General features: G+C 70.3%; 16 protein-coding genes. 7 read left to right on the top strand and 9 right to left on the bottom strand.

What is annotated here, in order from left to right; genetic code table 11:
• Position 1 precedes the first annotated feature (1 nt).
• Complete coding sequence (gene galU / locus OG623_RS20380; RefSeq protein ID WP_406148232.1) at positions 2-904, bottom strand: UTP--glucose-1-phosphate uridylyltransferase GalU; 903 nt, start codon at positions 902-904, stop codon at positions 2-4.
• 106 nt (positions 905-1010) lie between these two features.
• On the opposite strand from galU, the gene OG623_RS20375 reads away from it, so the two are divergent.
• Complete coding sequence (locus OG623_RS20375) at positions 1011-1619, top strand: 5-formyltetrahydrofolate cyclo-ligase (protein WP_406148231.1); 609 nt, start codon at positions 1011-1013, stop codon at positions 1617-1619.
• Here the strand turns inward: OG623_RS20375 and OG623_RS20370 are convergent.
• Entirely contained in the window at positions 1616-3214 is a 1599-nt protein-coding gene (locus OG623_RS20370) for an MFS transporter (protein WP_406151928.1), read from the bottom strand. The genes OG623_RS20375 and OG623_RS20370 overlap by 4 nt on opposite strands.
• Before the next feature lie 516 nt (positions 3215-3730).
• Here OG623_RS20370 and OG623_RS20365 point away from each other — a divergent pair.
• Positions 3731-4795: an Lrp/AsnC family transcriptional regulator gene (locus OG623_RS20365; protein ID WP_406148230.1), complete on the top strand. Its 1065-nt coding sequence runs from the start codon at positions 3731-3733 to the stop codon at positions 4793-4795.
• 7 nt (positions 4796-4802) lie between these two features.
• Here OG623_RS20365 and OG623_RS20360 read toward each other — a convergent pair whose 3' ends face one another.
• On the bottom strand, positions 4803-7547 hold the full coding sequence (locus OG623_RS20360; protein WP_406148228.1) for a penicillin acylase family protein: 2745 nt from the start codon (positions 7545-7547) through the stop codon (positions 4803-4805).
• Positions 7548-7825: 278 nt separating this feature from the next.
• Here OG623_RS20360 and OG623_RS20355 point away from each other — a divergent pair, with 278 nt between their 5' ends.
• The 5 genes from OG623_RS20355 (at position 7826) to OG623_RS20335 (ending at position 13372) form a co-directional block, all read left to right on the top strand.
• The gene (locus tag OG623_RS20355; RefSeq protein WP_406148226.1) at positions 7826-9379 is read left to right on the top strand and encodes a potassium/proton antiporter; all 1554 of its coding nucleotides are present in this window, start codon (positions 7826-7828) and stop codon (positions 9377-9379) included.
• Between the two features lie 320 nt (positions 9380-9699).
• The gene (locus tag OG623_RS20350; RefSeq protein WP_406148225.1) at positions 9700-10980 is read left to right on the top strand and encodes an MFS transporter; all 1281 of its coding nucleotides are present in this window, start codon (positions 9700-9702) and stop codon (positions 10978-10980) included.
• Positions 10981-11046: 66 nt separating this feature from the next.
• Positions 11047-11415 carry an FmdB family zinc ribbon protein gene (locus OG623_RS20345; RefSeq protein ID WP_406148223.1) on the top strand — a complete coding sequence of 123 codons (369 nt, stop codon included), beginning with the start codon at positions 11047-11049 and terminating at the stop codon, positions 11413-11415.
• A 176-nt stretch (positions 11416-11591) separates the two neighbouring features.
• Positions 11592-12440, top strand: a complete 849-nt coding sequence (locus tag OG623_RS20340) for an S-methyl-5'-thioadenosine phosphorylase (RefSeq protein ID WP_406148222.1) — start codon at positions 11592-11594, stop codon at positions 12438-12440.
• A gap of 254 nt (positions 12441-12694) precedes the next feature.
• On the top strand, positions 12695-13372 hold the full coding sequence (locus tag OG623_RS20335; protein ID WP_406148221.1) for a hypothetical protein: 678 nt from the start codon (positions 12695-12697) through the stop codon (positions 13370-13372).
• Positions 13373-13379: 7 nt separating this feature from the next.
• Here the strand turns inward: OG623_RS20335 and OG623_RS20330 are convergent, their stop codons facing one another.
• Genes OG623_RS20330 through OG623_RS20305 form a run of 6 tightly spaced genes read right to left on the bottom strand, consistent with a single transcriptional unit; the run spans position 13380 to position 18921 of the window.
• Positions 13380-13607 carry a hypothetical protein gene (locus tag OG623_RS20330; RefSeq protein ID WP_406148219.1) on the bottom strand — a complete coding sequence of 76 codons (228 nt, stop codon included), beginning with the start codon at positions 13605-13607 and terminating at the stop codon, positions 13380-13382.
• A gap of 21 nt (positions 13608-13628) precedes the next feature.
• A complete protein-coding gene (locus OG623_RS20325) occupies positions 13629-14039 on the bottom strand; it encodes a hypothetical protein (protein ID WP_406148218.1) in 411 nt (136 codons plus the stop codon).
• Positions 14036-14836, bottom strand: coding sequence for a ubiquinol-cytochrome c reductase iron-sulfur subunit (locus tag OG623_RS20320; protein WP_406148217.1), 801 nt, complete (start codon positions 14834-14836; stop codon positions 14036-14038). Before OG623_RS20320 ends, OG623_RS20325 begins: the two co-directional genes overlap by 4 nt.
• On the bottom strand, positions 14833-15435 hold the full coding sequence (locus OG623_RS20315) for a 4Fe-4S dicluster domain-containing protein (protein ID WP_406148215.1): 603 nt from the start codon (positions 15433-15435) through the stop codon (positions 14833-14835). Before OG623_RS20315 ends, OG623_RS20320 begins: the two co-directional genes overlap by 4 nt.
• Before the next feature lie 7 nt (positions 15436-15442).
• Positions 15443-17767, bottom strand: coding sequence for a molybdopterin oxidoreductase family protein (locus tag OG623_RS20310; protein ID WP_406148214.1), 2325 nt, complete (start codon positions 17765-17767; stop codon positions 15443-15445).
• Positions 17764-18921, bottom strand: a complete 1158-nt coding sequence (locus OG623_RS20305; RefSeq protein ID WP_406148212.1) for an MFS transporter — start codon at positions 18919-18921, stop codon at positions 17764-17766. Before OG623_RS20305 ends, OG623_RS20310 begins: the two co-directional genes overlap by 4 nt.
• Between the last annotated feature and the right edge of the window lie 34 nt (positions 18922-18955).

Here is an 18955-nt window from a genome sequence, read left to right as displayed (position 1 = left end):
GTTACAACTCCTCGTCGACGTAACTGCGCAGCCAGGTCCGGAAGTCCGGGCCCAGGTCTTCACGTTCGCACGCGAGTCTGACAATGGCACGCAGATAGTCGCCGCGGTCACCGGTGTCGTAGCGGCGGCCCTTGAAGACCACGCCGTGCACAGGGCCGCCGATCTTCTCGTCCTCCGCCAGCAGCTGGAGGGCGTCGGTGAGCTGGATCTCACCGCCGCGGCCGGGCTCGGTGCGACGCAGTATGCCGAAGATCTCCGGGTCCAGGACGTAGCGGCCGATGACGGCGAGATTGCTGGGGGCGTCGGTCAGGTCGGGCTTCTCGACGAGTCCGGTGACCCGGACGACGTCACTGTCGGCGGTGACCTCGGTGGCCGCACAGCCGTACATGTGGATCTGCGCGGGGTCGACCTCCATCAGCGCGACGACGCTGCCGCCCTCGCGCTCCTGGATCTCGACCATCCTGGCGAGAAGAGGGTCACGCGGGTCGATGAGGTCGTCACCGAGAAGCACAGCGAACGGCTCGTCGCCGACGTGCGGTGCGGCGCAGAGGACGGCGTGGCCGAGACCCCGCGGGTCGCCCTGGCGTACGTAGTGCATGGTGGCCAGGTCGCTGGACTCCTGGACCTTGGAGAGGCGTTCGGCGTCTCCCTTGCGGGTCAGCGCGGACTCCAGCTCGTAGTTCCGGTCGAAGTGGTCCTCCAGGGGACGCTTGTTGCGACCGGTGATCATCAGTACGTCGGAGAGGCCTGCCGCGACGGCTTCCTCGACGACATACTGGATGGCGGGCTTGTCGACAACAGGCAGCATCTCCTTGGGAGTGGCCTTGGTGGCCGGCAGGAACCGGGTGCCGAGGCCTGCAGCTGGAATGACAGCTTTGCTGATCCTGCGGGGCGACTGAGTCATGCCCAGCACTGTAACCGGTGAGTATGGGCGGAAGATGAGCGTCCGGTTAACTTCGTCCCCCTATACCCTCATAAACGAACTATGCGAGCACCCGTTGAACGACGACATGTCCCGAAAGGCAATACTGCGGCGTGAATTGCTCGCCGCCCGCCGCCTTCTCACCTCGGAAGACGTGAGAAAGACCGCTTCGGTTCTCGTCACGGCCGCCGAGAATCTTCCCGAGCTGGCCGGCGCCAGGACCGTGGCGGCCTATGTGTCCGTGGGGCGCGAGCCGGGGACCCATGCGCTCCTGGACGCCCTGCGGGCCCGGGGCGTACGCGTACTGCTGCCGGTACTCATGGCGGACAACGACCTGGACTGGGCCGAGTTCGAGGGCGCGGAGCACCTCCTGCCCGCCGGCCGGGGCCTCCTGGAGCCGGCCGGCGCACGCCTCGGCCCTGGGGCGGTCCTGGACACTGACGTGGTCCTGCTGCCCGGACTGGCCGTGGACGGGCGCGGGATGCGGCTGGGACGCGGCGGGGGCAGCTACGACCGCGTACTGGCCCGCCTCGCGTCCGCCGGGGCGCATCCCGCCCTGGTCGTCCTGCTGTACGACGACGAGGTGGTCGCGCGGGTCCCCGAGGAACCGCACGACCACCCCGTGGACGCCGTGATCACACCTGCCGGCGCCCGGCGCTTCCCGCACCGGGAGGGGACAGGCGGGGCTGTGCTCTAGCTCTCCGTACGGGCCGTGCCGGCCACAGAGGCCGGAGGCAGGTCCGGGCTCCCGACGGTGTCCTGCGCGACGGACGGCTGTGCGGCGCCGCCCTGCCGTACGACCTGTCCGGCAGGGGCCGCGGCGGGGCGCGGGGTGCGCAGGAGGACGAAGGCGAGCACCGCGGCCAGGAAGGTCAGCGCGGCGGCGACGATCAGGCACAGGCGCATGCCGTCGAGGAAGGAGTCGCCGACGGCGGCCCACACCCGTCCCGCCTCCGCGCCCAGCGGCACCCCGCCGGCGCCGCCGAGACCGTTGGCCTGTACGGCCTCCACGACACGGGAGCCCGTCGTGTCCGAGACCCCCGCGTCGGCGAGGTGGCCGGGCAGAGCACTGGCGGCACGACTGGTGAGCAGGGCGCCGAGCACCGCGGGACCGAGGGCGCCGCCGACCTGCCGGAAGGCGTTGTTCCCCGCGGCGGCCATCCCCGCCATCCGGTGCGGGACCGAACCGACCGCGGTCGCCGTCATCGGCGTGGTGACCAGGCCCATCCCGAGCCCGAGCAGGAGCAGCCGCCAGGACAGGGCCCCGAAGGACGTGTCGGCCTCCGCACCCAGCAGGGTCAGCAGCGAGGCCGTCACCATGAGCAGACCGATGGTGATCATGCCGCGCGTGGAGAGCCGGTGCATGAGCCGCCCGGCCGGACCGCTGACGACGAGGGCGGCCCCGGTCACCAGCAGCATCCGCCAGGCCGCGTCCAGGGTGTCGAGGTGCTGGACCATCCCGAAGTACAGGCTCAGGACGAAGAAGAACCCGATCATGGCCATGAACATCACCATCGCGACAAGGGTGGTCGCGGCGAAGCCCGGGCTGCGGAACAGGGACAGATCGAGCATGGGGCTCGCGGAGCGGCGTTCGAAGAGCACGAACAGCACACCGCTGACCACGGCCACGGCGAGCGCCACCAGGACCTGGACGTCGCCGAAGGAACCGGCTCCGCCCTCGATGACGCCGTAGACGAGCCCGGTGATCGCGAGAGCGGCGGTGATCTGGCCGGGCCAGTCGAGACGCCGCCCGTGCGGGGCGCGCGAGTCCGCGAGCAGCCGTACGGCGATGCCGAAGGCGATCAGCGCGACCGGGATGGGCGCCACGAAGATCCAGCGCCACTCGGTGTGGGCCACGACGGTGCCGGCCAGGAGACCACCGACGGCGAGCGCCCCGAGCAGGCACATCGCCCAGATACCGATGTACTTGCCGCGCTCCCGGAAGTCGGGCACGGCGTGACTGATGAGGGCGAGCGTGGTCGGCAGGAGGGCCGCGGCACCGAGGCCGGACAGCGCCTGGCCGATCCACAGGACCTGCACGCTGCCCGCGCTCAGCGCGGTCACCGCTCCGGCCGCCGTCAGCAGGAGACCGACGAGGAAGACCTTCTTACGGCCGTGTACGTCGCCGAACACTCCCGCTGTCAGGATGAACGCGGCCATGGGCAGGACGAACGCGTCCGACACCCAGGACAGTTGGGCGGTCGAGGCGCCCAGCGCCTCCTGGATGGCCGGGAGGCTCACCGACACCGACGTGACCGGGAGGTACGCGACGAAGACCCCCAGGCAGGCCATGAGGATGGTGGCGCTCCGGTGGGCGACCGGCGGCGCGGACGCCTGGCGGCCTGCGGCGACGGTCTGGCCCGGAGTGGTGGCCGGACTGCTGTGGGACACGTGGACAGCTCCTTCTGAGCATGTGGCTGCGTGGACGACCGCCCGGCGACTTCTTCACGCCGAGCCGGACCGCGGGACGACCGCGCGCACCTGTCGTACGGGCACGGACGACCCGACAGCCTCACCGCGCGCCCTGTCGGGCCTGCGCGATGGTCCGTCCGATCGGAAGCAGGCCGGTCGTCGGGGCGACGCCGGAACGCGGCGCGGTCAGGGTGCTCCCGACGCCGGTACGGCTCGGGTCGACCCGCTCTTCCACGCCCGGCCGTGCAGCACCGGGCTTCGTTGTCCTGTGCTCGGCGATCCGGCCGTACCTGATTCCGTGGACCAGTCTCAGGCAAGGGTCACCTGACTTCCCCCTCCAACCACCGTCTGCGCGGGAAAATTGCGCCAGGAGTTCGAGAGAGGGATATTCACTCCATGGTCGACCCCGTTGACACACAGATCCTCCACTCTCTCCAGATCTCGCCCCGGGCACCGTTCCGGCTGATCAGTGAGGTCGCCGGCGTGTCCGAGCAGACGGTGGCGCGACGGTTCCAGGCGCTGCGGCGCCGAGGTGTGGTGCGCGTGGTGGGCCTGGTCGATCCGGCGGTCCACGGCCGGGCCACCTGGGTCGCACGCGTCACCTGCCGCCCGGACCGGGTCGACGCGATCGCGGATGCGCTGACCCGTCGCTCCGACGTGTCCCACGCGCACCTCGCCACGGGCGGCGCCGAGATCATCTGCACCCTCACCGCGCCGTTCGCCGAGAATCACGGCCCGGATCTGCTGCCGCGCCGCCTCCAGCGTTCCTCCGGAGTGCTCGGCGTCGACATGTCCCTGCTGCTGCACGCCTTCCGCGGGCCCTGGGCGCACTGGACGGGTTTCGGGCCTCCGTTGAGCGCGGAAGCGGTCGCGCTGCTGACCGCCCACGACCCGCGCCCCGAGCCCCGGCTCTCCCCCGACGCACCCGGCTTCCCCGACCCGCATGGCTTCCCCGACCCGCCCGACTTCCCCGTCACGCCCATCAGGCCGAAGGAGGAGGACCAGCCGCTGCTGGCCGCGCTCGCCGAGGACGGCCGGGCGAGCCATGCGCGGCTGGCCGAGCTCACCGGCTGGTCCACGAGCCGTGTCGCCCGCCGGATGGAGACCCTGGTGGAGGCGGGTTCCCTGTACTTCGACGTGGACCTGCTGTCCCAGCGCCTGGGCTGGAACCTCCAGGCGACCCTCTGGCTACGCACGCCCCCCGCGCGGCTCCACCAGGTCGGCTCCGCACTCGGCCGCCACCCGGAGGTCGCCTTCAGCGGCGCCATCGCGGGCGAGCACAACCTCATGGCCATCGTCATCTGCACCGGCACGCAGGACTTCTACCGCTATCTGACGACACGTCTCGCCGCCGTCACCGGCATCGACTCCTACACGGTCAGCATCCGCGTGCACCACCTCAAGCAGGCGACCTCCGTCATCAACCAGGGCAGGCTGGTGTACTACTCGGGCGGCGCCTGAGGGGCCCCTACGGTTTCTTGAGCGTGAGGGTGTCGACGGTGGACTTGTCCACCGCTTGCGCCCCGAAGGACCAGTTGAGCAGTTTCCCGTCGACCCACTTGCCGGTCTGATCGGTGTAGTGCGCGCTGAACGCGTGCCCGGACGCTCCGGTGAGGTTGATCCAGCGGGACTTGTCCCAGTGGCCCACGTTGACGACCATCCGCATCGACGGGACCCAGATGACCTGGTAGCCGCCGGCCGCGTTCCATCCGGTGGCGTCGACGGCCGCCTCGCCGCCGCCGAGGTCCCAGGGCCCGCGGTTGAGTGCCCGCTGCAGAAGGCTGGGGCCCTCCTTGCCGAGCGTCTGGTTGCGCAGGGTCATCTGGTGCAGCCGGCCCCAGCTCCAGGTGGTGATGTCCTTGCCGAGCTTGGCGGTCAGCTCCCAGCGCGCGTCCTTCATGGCGCGGGCGAAGAGCTCGTCACGGTTGTCGATGGCCTCTTCGCGCCCCTTGGCCGGGACCTTCCACCAGTCGTTGTCCTGGTCGTCCAGGATGTTCTCGACGACCTCGTACCAGCGGTCGCCGCCGTCCGGCTGCGCGGCGTCATGGGCGCGCTGTCCGCATTCGCGTACGAGCTTCTTCTGCTCGTCCACCGGCCCGGTGCCGGCGACCGGCTCGACATAGATGCAGTCGTCCTCGGCGCGCATCTCCTTGGGGAGCTTGTCGCCGAACGCCAGCTTGAGGATGTTGCGCCAGACGCCGTTGAAGTACGCGGCCGCCGCCGAGTCCGACTCCTGGGTGTAGTCCCAGCCCTCCAGCAGCTTCTGCGCCTCGCGGACGCTCTTGTCGGAGATGGAGATCTTCTTCAGCTCGGGCACCAGCTGCGCGGCGATGGCGCTCTGGTTGTCCATCTGCATCGTCTGCATGTCGTCGGTCGAGATCTTCTCGCCGCCGTCGATCTTCGTCTGGATGAGGTCGTTGATCCGCTGGCTGCGGGTGCCGTAACCCCAGTCCTTGGTGAGCATGTGCTCGTAACCGTCGCCGATGACCGCCTGGTTCGCGGTGACGATGTAGCCACGGTCCGGGTTGTACTCGTACGGCAGCTCGTCGAACGGGATGGGGTCCTTCTCCCAGCCGTACTTCGAGCTCCAGCCTGGGCTCGGCGTCGTACCGTCGCCCTCCAGGCGGACCGGGATCGTGCCGGGCGCCTGGTAACCGATGTTGCCGTCGGTGTCGGCGTAGATGAGGTTCTGCGACGGCACCTCGAAGTGCGAGGCGGCCTTGCGGAAGCTCGTGAAGTCCTTGGCCCGGTTGAGCTCGAAGACCGCGTCCATGGACTTCCCCGGCTGCAACGCCGTCCACTTCAGGGCGACGCCGTACCCCTCGCCACGGTCGGGCGCGGAGGTGGTGACGGGGGCCTTCTTGCCGACCTTCTCCAGCTCGGTGTCGCGATCGGAGACCAGGGGGCCGTTGTTGGTCTCGCGGATGGTGATCTTCCGGCTCTTGCCGCCCGCGACCTTGATGGTCTCCACACGGGTGGTGAAGGGCTTGGTCTTCCCGTCGTACTGGTAGCCGTCGGCGGAGACCTTCTCCAGGAAGAGGTCGGTGACGTCCGCGCCGAGGTTGGTGAAGCCCCAGGCGATGTCCTGGTTGTGGCCGATGATCACACCGGGCATCCCGGAGAACGTGTAACCGGCCGTGTCGTACTGGCAGGAGTCCGAGAGCTGACGGCAGTGCAGCCCCATCTGGTACCAGAGCGAGGGGAGCTGTGGCGCCAGGTGCGGGTCGTTGGCCAGCAGTGGTTCACCGGTCGTCGTGTACTCGCCCGAGACGACCCAGGAGTTCGATCCGATGCCGTTGCCACTGGGGCCGAGCAGCGCCGGGATCTGGTCCAGGGTGTCGGAGAGCGAGGAGAGCTGGGTGTTCAGCCCTTCGGTCGCGCCCTCGATCGTCTGCGAGCCTATGTCGTCCGACGGGTTCGCGTCCGGGTCGAACGTGCCGGTGGCCGGAGAGATCCCGCCCTGCTCGACGATCGGCTTGTTCTTCTTGTACGGGTAGTCCGGGTACAGGTCCTTGATCTGCTCCGGGCTGAGCCTGCTGGTCATCAGCGAGCGGTCGATCTCGTCCTGCATGTTCCCGCGCAGGTCCCAGGCCATCGCCTTCAGCCACGCGATCGAGTCGACCGGGGTCCACTCGGTGGGCTTGTAGTCGTTGGTCAGACCGAGCGCCGCGTACTCGACGGAGATGTCCTTGCCGTCCTTGCCGTCCAGATACGCGTTCACCCCGGCCGCGTACGCCTGGAGGTTCTTCTTGGTGTCCTCGTCCAGGACCGTGTCGTACTCCTCCTGCGCGACCTTGTGCCAGCCCAGCGTGCGCAGGAAGGAATCGGTCCCGACCTGGTCGGCGCCGAACATCTCCGAGAGCCGCCCCGACGTCATGTGACGGCGTACGTCCATCTCCCAGAAGCGGTCCTGGGCCTGCACGAAGCCCTGGGCGCGGAAGAGGTCGCTGTCGGTGTCCGCGTAGATCTGCGGGATCCCGTAGTCGTCGCGTTTGACCTCGACGTCGCCGGAGAGACCCTTCAGATCTATCGCCCCGGTGGTCTGCGGGTAGGAGGCCCTGACCGTGGAAACGGACCAGTAGGCGCCGTATCCGACACCCGCGACAAGCGCCAGCACCAGGACGATCACGAGCAGGCGGGCGCGTCGCCCCTTCTTCCTGCCGGCCTTCTTCGCAGCGGAAGACCCGGAAGGGGCGGTTGTGTTGGCGGGCATCGCTGTCCTTCGAGGGGCAGGGTGGTCCTGGGAGTGCAGGAGCAACCATAAGCGCCCCGCCGAAGCCACTCGGACGCGGTATGGGGATGCATCCATTTGCGCACCGGTTCGCACGGACACTCGAAGGCGTCAAGAAAACGTTAACGATTAGGTAAGGTAACGAAGTACCGGCCGCCCGGAGGTCGATCCGGAAGGCGTACGCAGGGAAGGAACGGACCCTGACTGTCCACACGCTCAACGAACTTCTGCTCGTCTGCTCACTCGTCCTGCTGGTCGCCGTGGTGGCCGTACGCATTTCGTCCCGCAGCGGGCTCCCCAGCCTGCTCCTGTACCTCGGCATCGGTATCGCCATGGGCCAGGACGGCATCTTCGACGTCAAGTTCGACAACGCCGAGCTGACCCAGGTGATCGGCTACGCCGCCCTGGTCGTCATCCTGGCCGAGGGCGGTCTGGGCACGAAGTGGAAAGAAGTGAAACCCGTGCTGCCGGCGGCAGCCGTGCTGTCGACCCTCGGCGTGGGCGTCAGCGTGGGTGTCACCGCGACCGCGGCGCACTTCCTCGTCGGTCTCGACTGGCGGCAGGCCCTGATCATCGGCGCCGTCGTCTCCTCCACCGACGCCGCGGCCGTCTTCTCCGTCCTGCGCAGGGTCCCTCTGCCCTCCAGGATCACCGGTGTCCTGGAGGCGGAATCCGGCTTCAACGACGCCCCCGTGGTCATCCTCGTGGTGGCCTTCTCCGCCGTCGGCCCGGTGGAGCACTGGTACGTACTGATCGGCGAGATAGCCCTGGAGCTGGCCATCGGCGCGGCGATCGGCCTCGCGGTGGGATGGCTCGGTTCGTACGGGATCCGTCATGTCGCGCTGCCCGCGTCCGGGCTCTACCCGATCGCGGTGATGGCCATCGCGGTGACCGCGTACGCGGCGGGCGCCATGGCCCACGGCAGTGGCTTCCTGGCCGTCTATCTGGCCGCCATGATCCTCGGCAACTCCAAGCTCCCGCACTGGCCGGCCACCCGGGGCTTCGCCGACGGGCTGGGCTGGCTGGCGCAGATCGGCATGTTCGTCCTGCTCGGCCTGCTGGTCACCCCGCACGACCTGATCGACGACTTCTGGCCCGCCGTGGTCGTGGGGCTGGCACTGACCGCCGTCGCCCGGCCGTTGTCGGTCTTCATCAGCCTGGCGCCCTTCCGGCTGCCGAGACGTGAGAAGGCCCTGATGTCGTGGGCGGGCCTCCGTGGTGCCGTCCCCATCGTCCTGGCGACCATTCCCATGGTGTCCGGGGTCGACGGCAGCACCCGGGTCTTCAACATCGTCTTCGTGCTCGTCATCGTCTACACGCTGATCCAGGGACCGACGCTGCCCTGGCTGGCGAAGACCCTGAAGATCTCCGACGACCCGTCGGAGACCTCCGACCTCGGTATCGAGTCGGCCCCCCTGGAACGACTGCGCGGCCATCTGCTGTCCGTCGCGGTCCCCGGCAAGTCCAAGATGCACAACGTGGAGGTCGCGGAGCTGCGGCTGCCCGCCGGGGCCGCGGTCACCCTCGTCGTCCGGGACGGCAAGAGCTTCGTCCCGGCGCCGTCGACCGTGCTGCACCGCGGGGACGAACTGCTGGTCGTCGCGACCGATCCGGTGCGCGACGCGGCGGAGGCCCGGCTGCGGGCGGTCGGCCAGGGCGGAAAGCTGGCCGGCTGGCTGGGGACGGGCGGGACGGACGGACCGGACGACGCCGTGGTGGAGGTGCCGAGCCTCGCGAAGCTGGCCAGAAAGCTGGGCAAGGGCGGCGAGAGCCTCCCCGGCGGCAAGGCCGACGGCAGCAAGGCGCCTCACTGACCCGCGGCGCCCCGGAGGGCCTGTCTCCGGGCCACGAGAATCCGCGCACAATCGCAGGTGTAGCGGGTCCGGTACCTGTAAGATGAAGGCGGATCTCCTGATCCAGTGACTTGACAATCTGATCGACCAACTCTGCCTGACGCAGAGCTGGCGCGACCGTATGGCGGTCGTGGCGTCCTCACCGGCTCCGGATCGAGCGCCCGGCATCTACCGCAGTCCCGCGCGAAGAGGACAGCTCTCGGCAGCCCCCGCACACTCCCCGCGCCCCGGCGCGGGCCGGCCGGGGAGCACGGCCACCAGGCGGCAGAAAGGCAAGGACCGTGGCGTCCACGGTCTCCGACCGCCCCGGTTACGGGCAGTTGCTGCGCACCCCGGGTGCGTGGACCTTCCTCCTCCCGGGCTTCGCCGCCCGGCAGCCCTTCGCGATGCTGACCATCGGCATCGTGCTCCTGGTGCAGCACACCACCGGCTCGTACGGCAGCGCGGGCGCGGTGGCCGCCGTGTCCGGCGTCTCCATGGCCCTGTTCGCGCCGCAGAGCGGCAGGCTCGCCGACCGGTTCGGCCAGCGCGCCGTGCTGCTGCCCGGCGTCCTCGCGCACGCCGCGTCCGTCGGCGCGCTCACGGCGCTCGCCCTCGCGGACGCGCCCCTGTGGGCGCTGTTCCTCGCGGCGGTGCCCACGGGCGCGTCCGTCCCCCAGGTGGGGCCGATGGTGCGGGCCCGCTGGGCGGCCCGGCTCGGCGCCGCACCGGGGCGCCCGGCCTCCCCGCTGTTGGTCACGGCCACCGCCTTCGAGTCCGTGACGGACGAATTCACCTTCGTCGTCGGACCCGTGCTCGCGACGGCGCTGTGCACCGGCGTGCACCCGGCGGCCGGACTGATCGCCGAGGCGGCGCTGACGCTGCTGGGCGGCGCACTGTTCGCCGCGCAGCGCTCCACCCAGCCCGTACCCCGGGTCGCCGCCACGGCGGCCGAACCGCACCGCTCGGCGCTCTCCGTGCCCGGGGTGCGGGTCCTCGCGGTCACCTTCCTGGGCATCGGCTCCGTCTTCGGCGGCATGCAGGTCTCCCTGACGGCGTTCTCGGAGGAGATCGGACGGCCCGGTGTGAACGGGCTGCTGTACGGGATTTTCGCGGCCGGCAACATGCTGGCGGGCATCGCCTGCGGGGCCGTCGCCTGGAAGAGCAGCCCGCGCCGCCGGCTGATCATCGGCTACCTGACCCTGACACTGACCGCGTCCGGGCTCTGGGCCGTGCACTCCGTACCGCTGCTGGCGGGGCTCGGGCTGCTGGTCGGACTGTGCATCGCGCCCGCGCTGATCAGCGGCTACACCCTGGTCGACGCGCTGGTGCCCGCGTCCGCGCGTACCGAGGCCTTCACCTGGCTGACGGGCGCGGTGGCGCTCGGCCAGGCGGCGGCCGTCACGGCCGCGGGACAGCTGGCGGACGCCCACGGCGCGAGCACAGGTTTCGTGGTCCCGCTGGCCGGCACCGCACTGGCGCTGGCGACCCTGCTGACCCTGCGTTCACGGCTGACGCCGACGCACGGAGGGCGGACCGTGGCGCGTGGGATCGGTCACCGAGAGCCGGTCACGGTGGACTGATCGCGCGGAATAGGTCACTATAGAACGTCGTTAGCACTCATTGAGTGAGAGTGCCAGGAGGAGCAAGTGCCGACCTATCAGTACCAGTGCACCGAGTGCGGCGAGGGCCTCGAAGCGGTGCAGAAGTTCACCGATGATGCCCTGACCGTGTGCCCGAACTGCGAAGGACGCCTCAAGAAGGTGTTCTCGGCCGTCGGCATCGTCTTCAAGGGATCCGGTTTCTACCGGAACGACAGCCGTGGCTCCTCGTCGAGCAGCACACCGGCCACGTCGTCCTCCAAGGGATCGGACAAGGCGTCGGATTCGTCTTCCGGATCGGACTCGTCCGCCGGATCGTCGACGTCGGACGCGAAGCCGGCCGCTTCGGCTGCCTCCTCGTCCTCCTCCTCGGCTTCTTCCTCGTCGTCGACGTCGAGCGGTACGTCGGCCGCCTGAGGCCGTCCGGGGCCGTCTCTGCGACGGTCCGAGGCCGTCCGAGGCCCACGTACGCCACGCCTTTCGCAGGACCCCGCCGATCGAATCGGCGGGGTCTTCGTCATGCCCGCCCGGCAGCGGAGAACTGCCTACGGTGCGGCGGCGGCCCGTGGTGTGACGGCCCGTAGTGTGACCGCATGGTGAACGCAGAAACAGGTACAGCGGAAATCGGTGTCATCGGCGGATCGGGCTTCTACTCCTTCCTGGAGGACGTGACCGAGGTCCAGGTGAACACCCCGTACGGGGCTCCGAGCGACTCCCTCTTCCTGGGTGAGCTCGCCGGCCGCCGGGTGGCCTTCCTCCCGCGCCACGGGCGCGGCCACCACCTCCCGCCGCACCGGATCAACTACCGGGCCAATCTCTGGGCGCTGCGCTCCGTCGGCGTGCGCCAGGTGCTCGGCCCGTGTGCGGTCGGCGGTCTCCGACCGGAGTACGGCCCCGGCACCCTGCTCGTACCGGACCAGATGGTCGACCGCACCAAGGCCCGCACGCAGACGTTCTACGACGGTGAGCCCCTGGCGGACGGGACCCAGCCGAAGGTGGTGCACCTCGGCTTCGCCGACCCCTACTGCCCCGACGGCCGCAAGGCTGCTCTGGCGGCGGCGCGTGGCCGCGACTGGGAGCCGGTGGACGGCGGAACCCTGGTCGTGGTCGAGGGCCCGCGTTTCTCGACCCGCGCCGAGTCGCGCTGGCATGCCGCGATGGGCTGGTCGGTCGTCGGGATGACGGGACACCCGGAGGCGGTCCTCGCCCGTGAACTGAACCTCTGCTACACGACGTTGACACTGGTGACGGACCTCGACGCGGGGGCCGAGGCCGGTGAGGGCGTCAGCCACACGGAGGTGCTCGAAGTGTTCGCGGCCAATGTGGACCGGCTGCGGTCGGTGCTCTTCGACGCGGTCGCCGCTCTGCCGGCGACCCAGGACCGTGACTGCGTGTGCGCGCACGCGCTGGACGGGCTCGACACGGGGATCGCGCTGCCGTAGGCGGGCTGGATGCTGCCGTAGGCGGGCTGGATAGGGGCGAACTGCCGTGGGCGGGCTCGGCACTGGGGCGAACTGCCGTGGGCGGGCTCGGCACTGGGATTGCTCTGCCCCTGGGGCGGCGCGTGCGGGTGGCCGAGTTGTCCACATCGGGCGGGCTGTCCACAGGGCCGGGCAGGATTTCCGCGGAGGGTGGATCGTGAGGGAATCCGGCGGGGCCGCCCGCGGGACTCCCCTCACGGCAGGTGGTGTTGGCCATGTTCCCCTCGGTTTCCGATACACGTCCCGTTTCGCCCTCTGTTCCCGCGCTTCCCGCGCTTCCCGCGCCGTGCGGGGTCCCGCCCTTCGGGCCCCTGCGGGTGCGCGGCGGCCGTGGGGGGCGGCTGAGGCGGGTCCTCCGCGGGCAGCGCCGGGCACTGGCGGCGGGCTTCGCGCTTGCCTCCGCCGTGCTCGCGGCTTCGGGTGCGGTCGGTGAGAGAGGGGCGGCGGCCGTCGCCGGAAGCGCGCCACCGGGGCCGGACAGGCCGGCCGTACACCTGGTGTCAGCTCCGGTGCGGATCGCCGACGCGGCGACGGTCGGGCTGCTGCGGCCGGGTGACCGCGTCGATGTGATCGCCGCGGGCGACGGCGGGACCGGGGCCGAGGTGGTGGCACGGGACGTACGGGTGGCGGAGGTCCCGCGCGGTGCGCCGGGCCTCCCCCATGGTGCGGCGGACGGCTCGCGTGTGTCGGCGGATGGCTCGGGTGCTGCGGGTGCCGGTGAGGCGCCGTCGCCGGCGGCCGGCGGGGAAGCGTCGTTCCTGGCGGCCGACGGCGGGGCGGGCATGGGCCAGGGCGCGTTGGTGGTCCTGTCCGTGGAGCGGGACACCGCGGCGGCTCTGGCGGGGGCCGGTGCGTCGGGGCAGCTCGCGGTGGCGGTGTCCCATGCCGAATAGGACGGGCTCAGATGTGGTGGGGCGGCTTCTCGTCGAGGAAGCGGGCCAGGTCGGCAGCACCGCCGCCGGCAGGAGCCCGCTCGCCCCACCCCTGGTCCGTGTCGTCCGCGGACTGCCGGTCCAGCGGATCATCGAAGATCAGAGCCGGAGGCCGGGGCCCGGACTCCCGCGGTGGCCGCTGCTGTGGCTGCGACGGCTGCGACTCGCGCGGTCCGGAAGAGGAGGCGGTACTCATGCCTCAAGGGTACGGCCGAGCTCAGCGGTCCTTGGGGTCGAGCATCCACAGCCCCAGCACGACGAGGAAGGACAGGCACAGAAAACCGGCTCCCCACCAGGCCGTGCCCGTGTCGCCCTCCATCCAGACGTTGACGACCTCGGTCAGCGCCCACAGCTGACCGATGACGACGCTCATCGCCAGCACGAGCCGGGCCGTCAGCTTGGTGGAACGCTCCGGTTCCTGCTCGGAGCCGGCCCCTGGGCCCGGACCGGTGTGGCGCACCCGAGGGTCGGCGTAGCCGCTGGTGGGCCGGATCTGGGGATAGCGCTCCTGGACGGGGCGGTTCAGCTCGGCTTGCGCGCTGCCCGGGTGGTAGTCGGGACAGGCAGGACCCGGTCCGGAGGCGCTGGGGGGCCGTGGTGGCTCGACCGGGTCCAGAGGCTCGGTCATGACCGACTCCCCGTGGTCCCGGCGCCGGACGCGACGGCCGCGGGTGGGGCCTCCCCGGACGCGGCGGCCGCGGGTGGGGCCTCCGCACCGCCTCCGGTGCCGGGGCAGCCGATCTGCTCGGCGAGATCCGGGCGGTCCTCGGCGAGCTGGCGGCACAGCCCTTCCTCGGCGGTCTCTCCCGAGCGGGTGGTGCCCACGGCCCAGATACCGCCGTCGTCCATCTCGGTCAGCACCACCTTGGGCAGCCCACGGGGCGGCGGGCCTACCGTGACCTCACCGGTGCGGGCGTCGAAGACCCCCTCGTGGCAGGGGCAGTAGAGCTCGCCCTCCGTACCCCGGTCCTTACGCCAGAGCACTCCGCATGCCAGGTGGGTGCAGACGGCGGAGTAGCCGACGAGGGTCCCGTCGTCCAGCCGCACGGCAACGGCCCGGTCCTCGTCGCCCGGGTAGCGGAAGGCGAGGGACTGGCCGGGCAGCAGCTGCGTGGCGATCCGCTTCGGGGCCGGTGCCTTCCCGTCCTCCGTCTCGCCGTGCCGGTGGAGGATGCCGCCCGCGACCGCCAGACCGCCCACGGCGAGGCCTCCGGACACGGTGGCGACGATCCGGAGGTAGTCGCGCCGGGTGGTCAGCGAGTCCGCGGCGATCCGGTCGTGCAGCGCCTCACGGGGGTCGCTCCCGGGCCTGCCCCCGGAGCTGGATCCGGAGCCGGACCCTGAGCCGGAACGGGATCCGGGGCCGGGGCCGGGGCCGTGCTCGCGGCCGTGGTCGTGGCCCGGCTGCTGCTCGGTGACGCTCATCGGCGGACGTCCTTCCCGTTGATCTCGACGACGGGAAGTCCACCGGGCACCGGCCACCGGACCCGCTCCGCGGGCACGACCATGGCCACGCCTGTGCGGACCTCGCTCTCGCCGAAGACGAAGGTGTCGGCGACCTGCACACCGGGGCGCTCGGCCTGGAGTTCCTCGATGGTGCCGTAGTAGAGCGCGCCGGTGGGGCAGACGGTGGCGCACATGGGCGCGAGCCCATAGGCGGTGCGGTCGTAGCAGAGGTTGCACTTCATCTGCAGCTTCGCCTGGAGGTCGATCTTCGGGACACCGAAGGGGCAGGCGTTGACGCAGTTGGCGCAGCCGATGCAACGGGTGGTGTCGGCCTGCTGCACGACGCCGTCCGCGGTGACGAGGATCGCGTCGGCGGGGCAGACCTCGGCACAAGGGGCCACCGGGTCCTCGCAGTGCATACAGACCGTGGGAAGGGAGGCGACGGAAGAGCCCTCGTCGGGGTAGTCGAGGTGGATCATCGACTTGCCACGGTGCGAGTCACATTCCCGGCAGGCAGAGACACAGGCCTGACAGCCGATGCAGCGCCCCGGGTCGATGAACATCGTTCTGCCCATCATCCGGGCATCAGGTCCTTTCCGAGGTGCCGCGGCCCTGCGGGGCCGTGGGGGGCAGCGGGTCCGTGCGGGAGACCTGGGTCTCGGGACAGGCGACGTGCCCCGGGGCCACCGGGGGTGCGGGGACCTCGTCGATCGCTTCGGCGTGCTCGATGCGGCAGGCGCAGACCTTGTACTCGGGGATCTTGGAGCGGGGGTCGAGGGCGTCGATGGTGAGCGCGTTGGCGGCCGTCGGAACGGGCCAGTGGTAGGGGATGAACACCGTGTCGGGCCTGATCGCCTCCGTGACCAGTGCGGGAAACACCTCGCTGCCACGCCGGGTGACGACGCGTACGGGTTCGCCGTTACGGAATCCGTGGGAGGGGTGGACCTCGGCCCAGGGCCGCGGGGTCTGTTCGACGAGGGCTCCCAGCCTGCGGGTCTGGTTGCCGGAGAGGAAGTGGGCGACGGTGCGACCTGTGGTCAGCGACATCGGGTGATCGGCGTCGTAGGGGTCGGCCGGCAGATGCCACTCGACGACCTGCATATGGATCTTGCCGTCGGCGTGGTAGGTCGTGCCGTCCTCGAAGAGACGTGGGGTGCCGGGGTGATCGGTGGAAGGGCAGGGCCAGGAGATTCCGCCGGTCTCCTCGAGCCGTTCGTAGGTGATGCCGGAGTAGTCGATGATGGTGCCCGCGGAGGCCCGGCGCAGCTCGTCGAAGACCTCACGGGAGCTGCCGAAGGCGAATTTGTCCCCTGCTCCGAGACGACGGGCGATCTCACACATCACCCAGGTGTCGGTGCGGACTCCGGACGGCGGCTCCTGCGCCTTGTTGTGCTTGACGACGCGTGCCTCCGCGTTGGCCATCACCCCTTCGTCCTCGGCCCAGATGGTGACGGGGAGGACGACGTGCGCGTTGGCCGCGGTCTCGGAGAGGAAGAAGTCGAACTGGGCGTGGAATTCGGTGGTGTCGTACCCCTCCTTGACCACGGCGTAGTTGGGGAGCGACACGAAGGGGTTGTTGCAGATGCCGATCAGGCCGCGGATCTCCTGGCGCTGCATCTGCCCGACCATCTCCATCATCGAGGTGCCGGCGGCGGGGAGTTCGGACTCCTCGATGCCCCAGACCTCGCAGATCTGCCGGCGGTGCTCCTCGTTGAGGATCGAGCGCCCGCCGGGGAGGAGGTCGGCCTTCTGGCCGTGTTCGCGGCCGCCCTGGCCGTTCCCCTGCCCGGTGAGGGTGCCGTAGCCGGCACCGGGCTTGCCGATGTGGCCGGTGGCGGTACAGAGGTTGATCACGCTGAGGCAGTTCTCCACACCCTGTGTGTGGTGTTCGATGCCCCGGGCGTGGAAGGCCATGGCCTTGGGCGCCCGTGCGAAGGCGCGGGCGACCTGGACCACCTGCTCGGCCGGGATCCCACAGATCTCCGCGGCGCGGGACGGGGGGTACTGGGCGACGTTGGCCTTGACCTCCTCCCAGCCGGTGGCGTGGTCGGCGAGGTACGCCTCGTCGGTGAGGCCCTCCTCGATGATCACGTTCAGCACGGCGTTGAAGAAGGCCGAGTCGGTGCCCGACCTGAGCGCGACATGGATGTCGGCGGTGCGCGCGACGGCCGTCTCACGCGGGTCGATCACGATCAGGGTGGCGCCCCGGTCCCGGGCCCCCCAGACGTACTGGGTCAGCACGGGGAAGCACTCACCGACGTTGGCCCCGGCGAGCAGGAGGCAGTCGGTGAGCAGGATGTCGGCGAAGGGATTGCCGGCCCGGTCGATGTTGAAGGCGAGCTTGTTGGCGCCGGCGGCGCTGACCATGCAGAGCCGGCCGTTGTAGTCGACATGCCTGGTCTTCAGCGCCACCCGGGCGAACTTGCCGACCAGATACGTCTTCTCGGAGAAGAGGCTGGCCCCGCCGAGCACACCGAAGGCGTCCCGTCCGTGCTCCTGCTGGATGCGCTCGATCTCGGAGACGGTGAAGTCGAGCGCCTCGTCCCAGGAGACCTCCCGCAGTTCCTCGTCCCGGGAGCGGCGCATGAGAGGGGCGGTGAGCCGGTCCGGGTGATTGACCTGCTGATAGGCGTTGATGCCCTTGGGACAGAGCCGCATGCGGTTGATGTCGTGGTTGCGGGGCTCCACGCCGAAGACCTTGCCGCCGCGGTCCACCCGGAGATACATCCCGCACTGGACGCCGCAGAAGCAGCAGTGGGTGGGTACGAGCGTCTCGCCGTTCTGGTCCGCGTGCCACTGGTCGGCCGGAATACCGCCCGCGTCCCGGAAGCCCCGGGTGCCGGGCGGAGCGAGGGAGGGATCGAGGGGGACGGTCGTACGGCTGTCGGCCACGCGTGGATCCGCGGTCACTGGAAACCCTTCTTGACCTGGGTGAGATAGGCGTTGCCGCGCAGTACCCGCTTGCAGCGTGGGCAGTATTCGGCCCATGCGTCGAAGCCGAGTTCGAGGTCACGCATGGTGCCGCGCAGATTCTCGACGTACGGGCCGGTGTCGATCGCCTCTCCGCAGCGGCGGCAGGCGAAGACCTCGTCGTCCTGGCGCCCGGTGTATTTGAAGAGCTGCATGCCGACCGCTGCCGGGCGCTGGACGATGTGGAAGAACTTCCCGAAGGGGATGTAGATCAGGGTGAAGACCACCGACACCATGTGCAGGATCGCCAGGAACTCGTAGCCCCCGCCGTGCAGGAAGAGCGAGGAGAAGGTGAGCAGCAGGCCCGTCACGGAGATGATGATCAGTGCGAGCAGCGGCACCATGTCGTAGGCGAAGCGCTGTCCGGTGATGGCCCCACGGTCCTTCATACGGCGCCAGAGGAAGTATCCCGCGCCGGGGATGACGAGCGCCGCGGCGATGTCCAGGCCGTGGAACATCAGCCAGCCGAGGATGTTCAGCGAGTCGAAACCGAGGACCTTGATGCCCCAGATCCGCATCGCGTAGCCGGGTCCCGGACCGCTGTCGGACGTGAAGGTGAACCAGCCCCAGGTCAGCGGGAAGGTGATCAGCGCGGCGAGGACGCAGCCCCAGAAGATCAGTTGATGGGCGGCCCAGCGGGCGTGGGAGCGGGCGCCGAGGAACTTCTGCAAACCCAGATAGGTCGCGATCATCTTCGGCAGGGCGGTGGGTGTCCTGCCGAAGTTCTCGCTCGAGAACAGGCTGCGCCAGCCGTTCCTGAAGAGCCGTCGGGCGCCGGGTGCCGACACCCAGACCGTGTAGCGGTAGGCGACGCCGAAGGCGAGGAACACGGTGGCCACGGCGTACGGCAGCAGCGCGGAGTCGAAGTCGTGCAGCAGGCGGCTGCCGAACACGATCGCGAGGATCAGCAGGCCGGACACGACGGCGCCGGCCAGAGTCCCTCGGCCGGAGACGGTTCGCGGAAGGCCCCGGGCGGCCCGCGCGGTGACCGAGCGCCATCTGCCGGGTGGCCGACCGTCCATCCCGCCGGACGTGCCGGCACGCGCACCGGTCTCGGGCTGCTCGGCTGCGGCGGGGACGGGTGGCTCGGTCACCCGGCCACCGTAGGACCGCTATGGCTGTTTGACC

It is taken from the genome of Streptomyces sp. NBC_01012, assembly GCF_045162755.1.
In the GTDB taxonomy this organism is placed as follows: Bacteria; Actinomycetota; Actinomycetes; order Streptomycetales; family Streptomycetaceae; genus Streptomyces.
The sequence above is the reverse complement of the archived record's forward strand: the minus strand, read 5'-3'. Positions and strand labels throughout refer to the sequence as shown.

What these genes read in the sequence shown, in the direction of transcription:
- galU (WP_406148232.1), bottom strand. Translation starts at nt 904, where the DNA reads ATGACTCAGTCGCCCCGCAGGATCAGCAAAGCTGTCATTCCAGCTGCA.
- OG623_RS20365 (WP_406148230.1), top strand. Translation starts at nt 3,731, where the DNA reads ATGGTCGACCCCGTTGACACACAGATCCTCCACTCTCTCCAGATCTCG.
- OG623_RS20375 (WP_406148231.1), top strand. Translation starts at nt 1,011, where the DNA reads ATGTCCCGAAAGGCAATACTGCGGCGTGAATTGCTCGCCGCCCGCCGC.
- OG623_RS20360 (WP_406148228.1), bottom strand. Translation starts at nt 7,547, where the DNA reads ATGCCCGCCAACACAACCGCCCCTTCCGGGTCTTCCGCTGCGAAGAAG.
- OG623_RS20330 (WP_406148219.1), bottom strand. Translation starts at nt 13,607, where the DNA reads ATGAGTACCGCCTCCTCTTCCGGACCGCGCGAGTCGCAGCCGTCGCAG.
- OG623_RS20335 (WP_406148221.1), top strand. Translation starts at nt 12,695, where the DNA reads ATGTTCCCCTCGGTTTCCGATACACGTCCCGTTTCGCCCTCTGTTCCC.
- OG623_RS20340 (WP_406148222.1), top strand. Translation starts at nt 11,592, where the DNA reads ATGGTGAACGCAGAAACAGGTACAGCGGAAATCGGTGTCATCGGCGGA.
- OG623_RS20320 (WP_406148217.1), bottom strand. Translation starts at nt 14,836, where the DNA reads ATGAGCGTCACCGAGCAGCAGCCGGGCCACGACCACGGCCGCGAGCAC.
- OG623_RS20370 (WP_406151928.1), bottom strand. Translation starts at nt 3,214, where the DNA reads ATGGCCTGCCTGGGGGTCTTCGTCGCGTACCTCCCGGTCACGTCGGTG.
- OG623_RS20325 (WP_406148218.1), bottom strand. Translation starts at nt 14,039, where the DNA reads ATGACCGAGCCTCTGGACCCGGTCGAGCCACCACGGCCCCCCAGCGCC.
- OG623_RS20315 (WP_406148215.1), bottom strand. Translation starts at nt 15,435, where the DNA reads ATGATGGGCAGAACGATGTTCATCGACCCGGGGCGCTGCATCGGCTGT.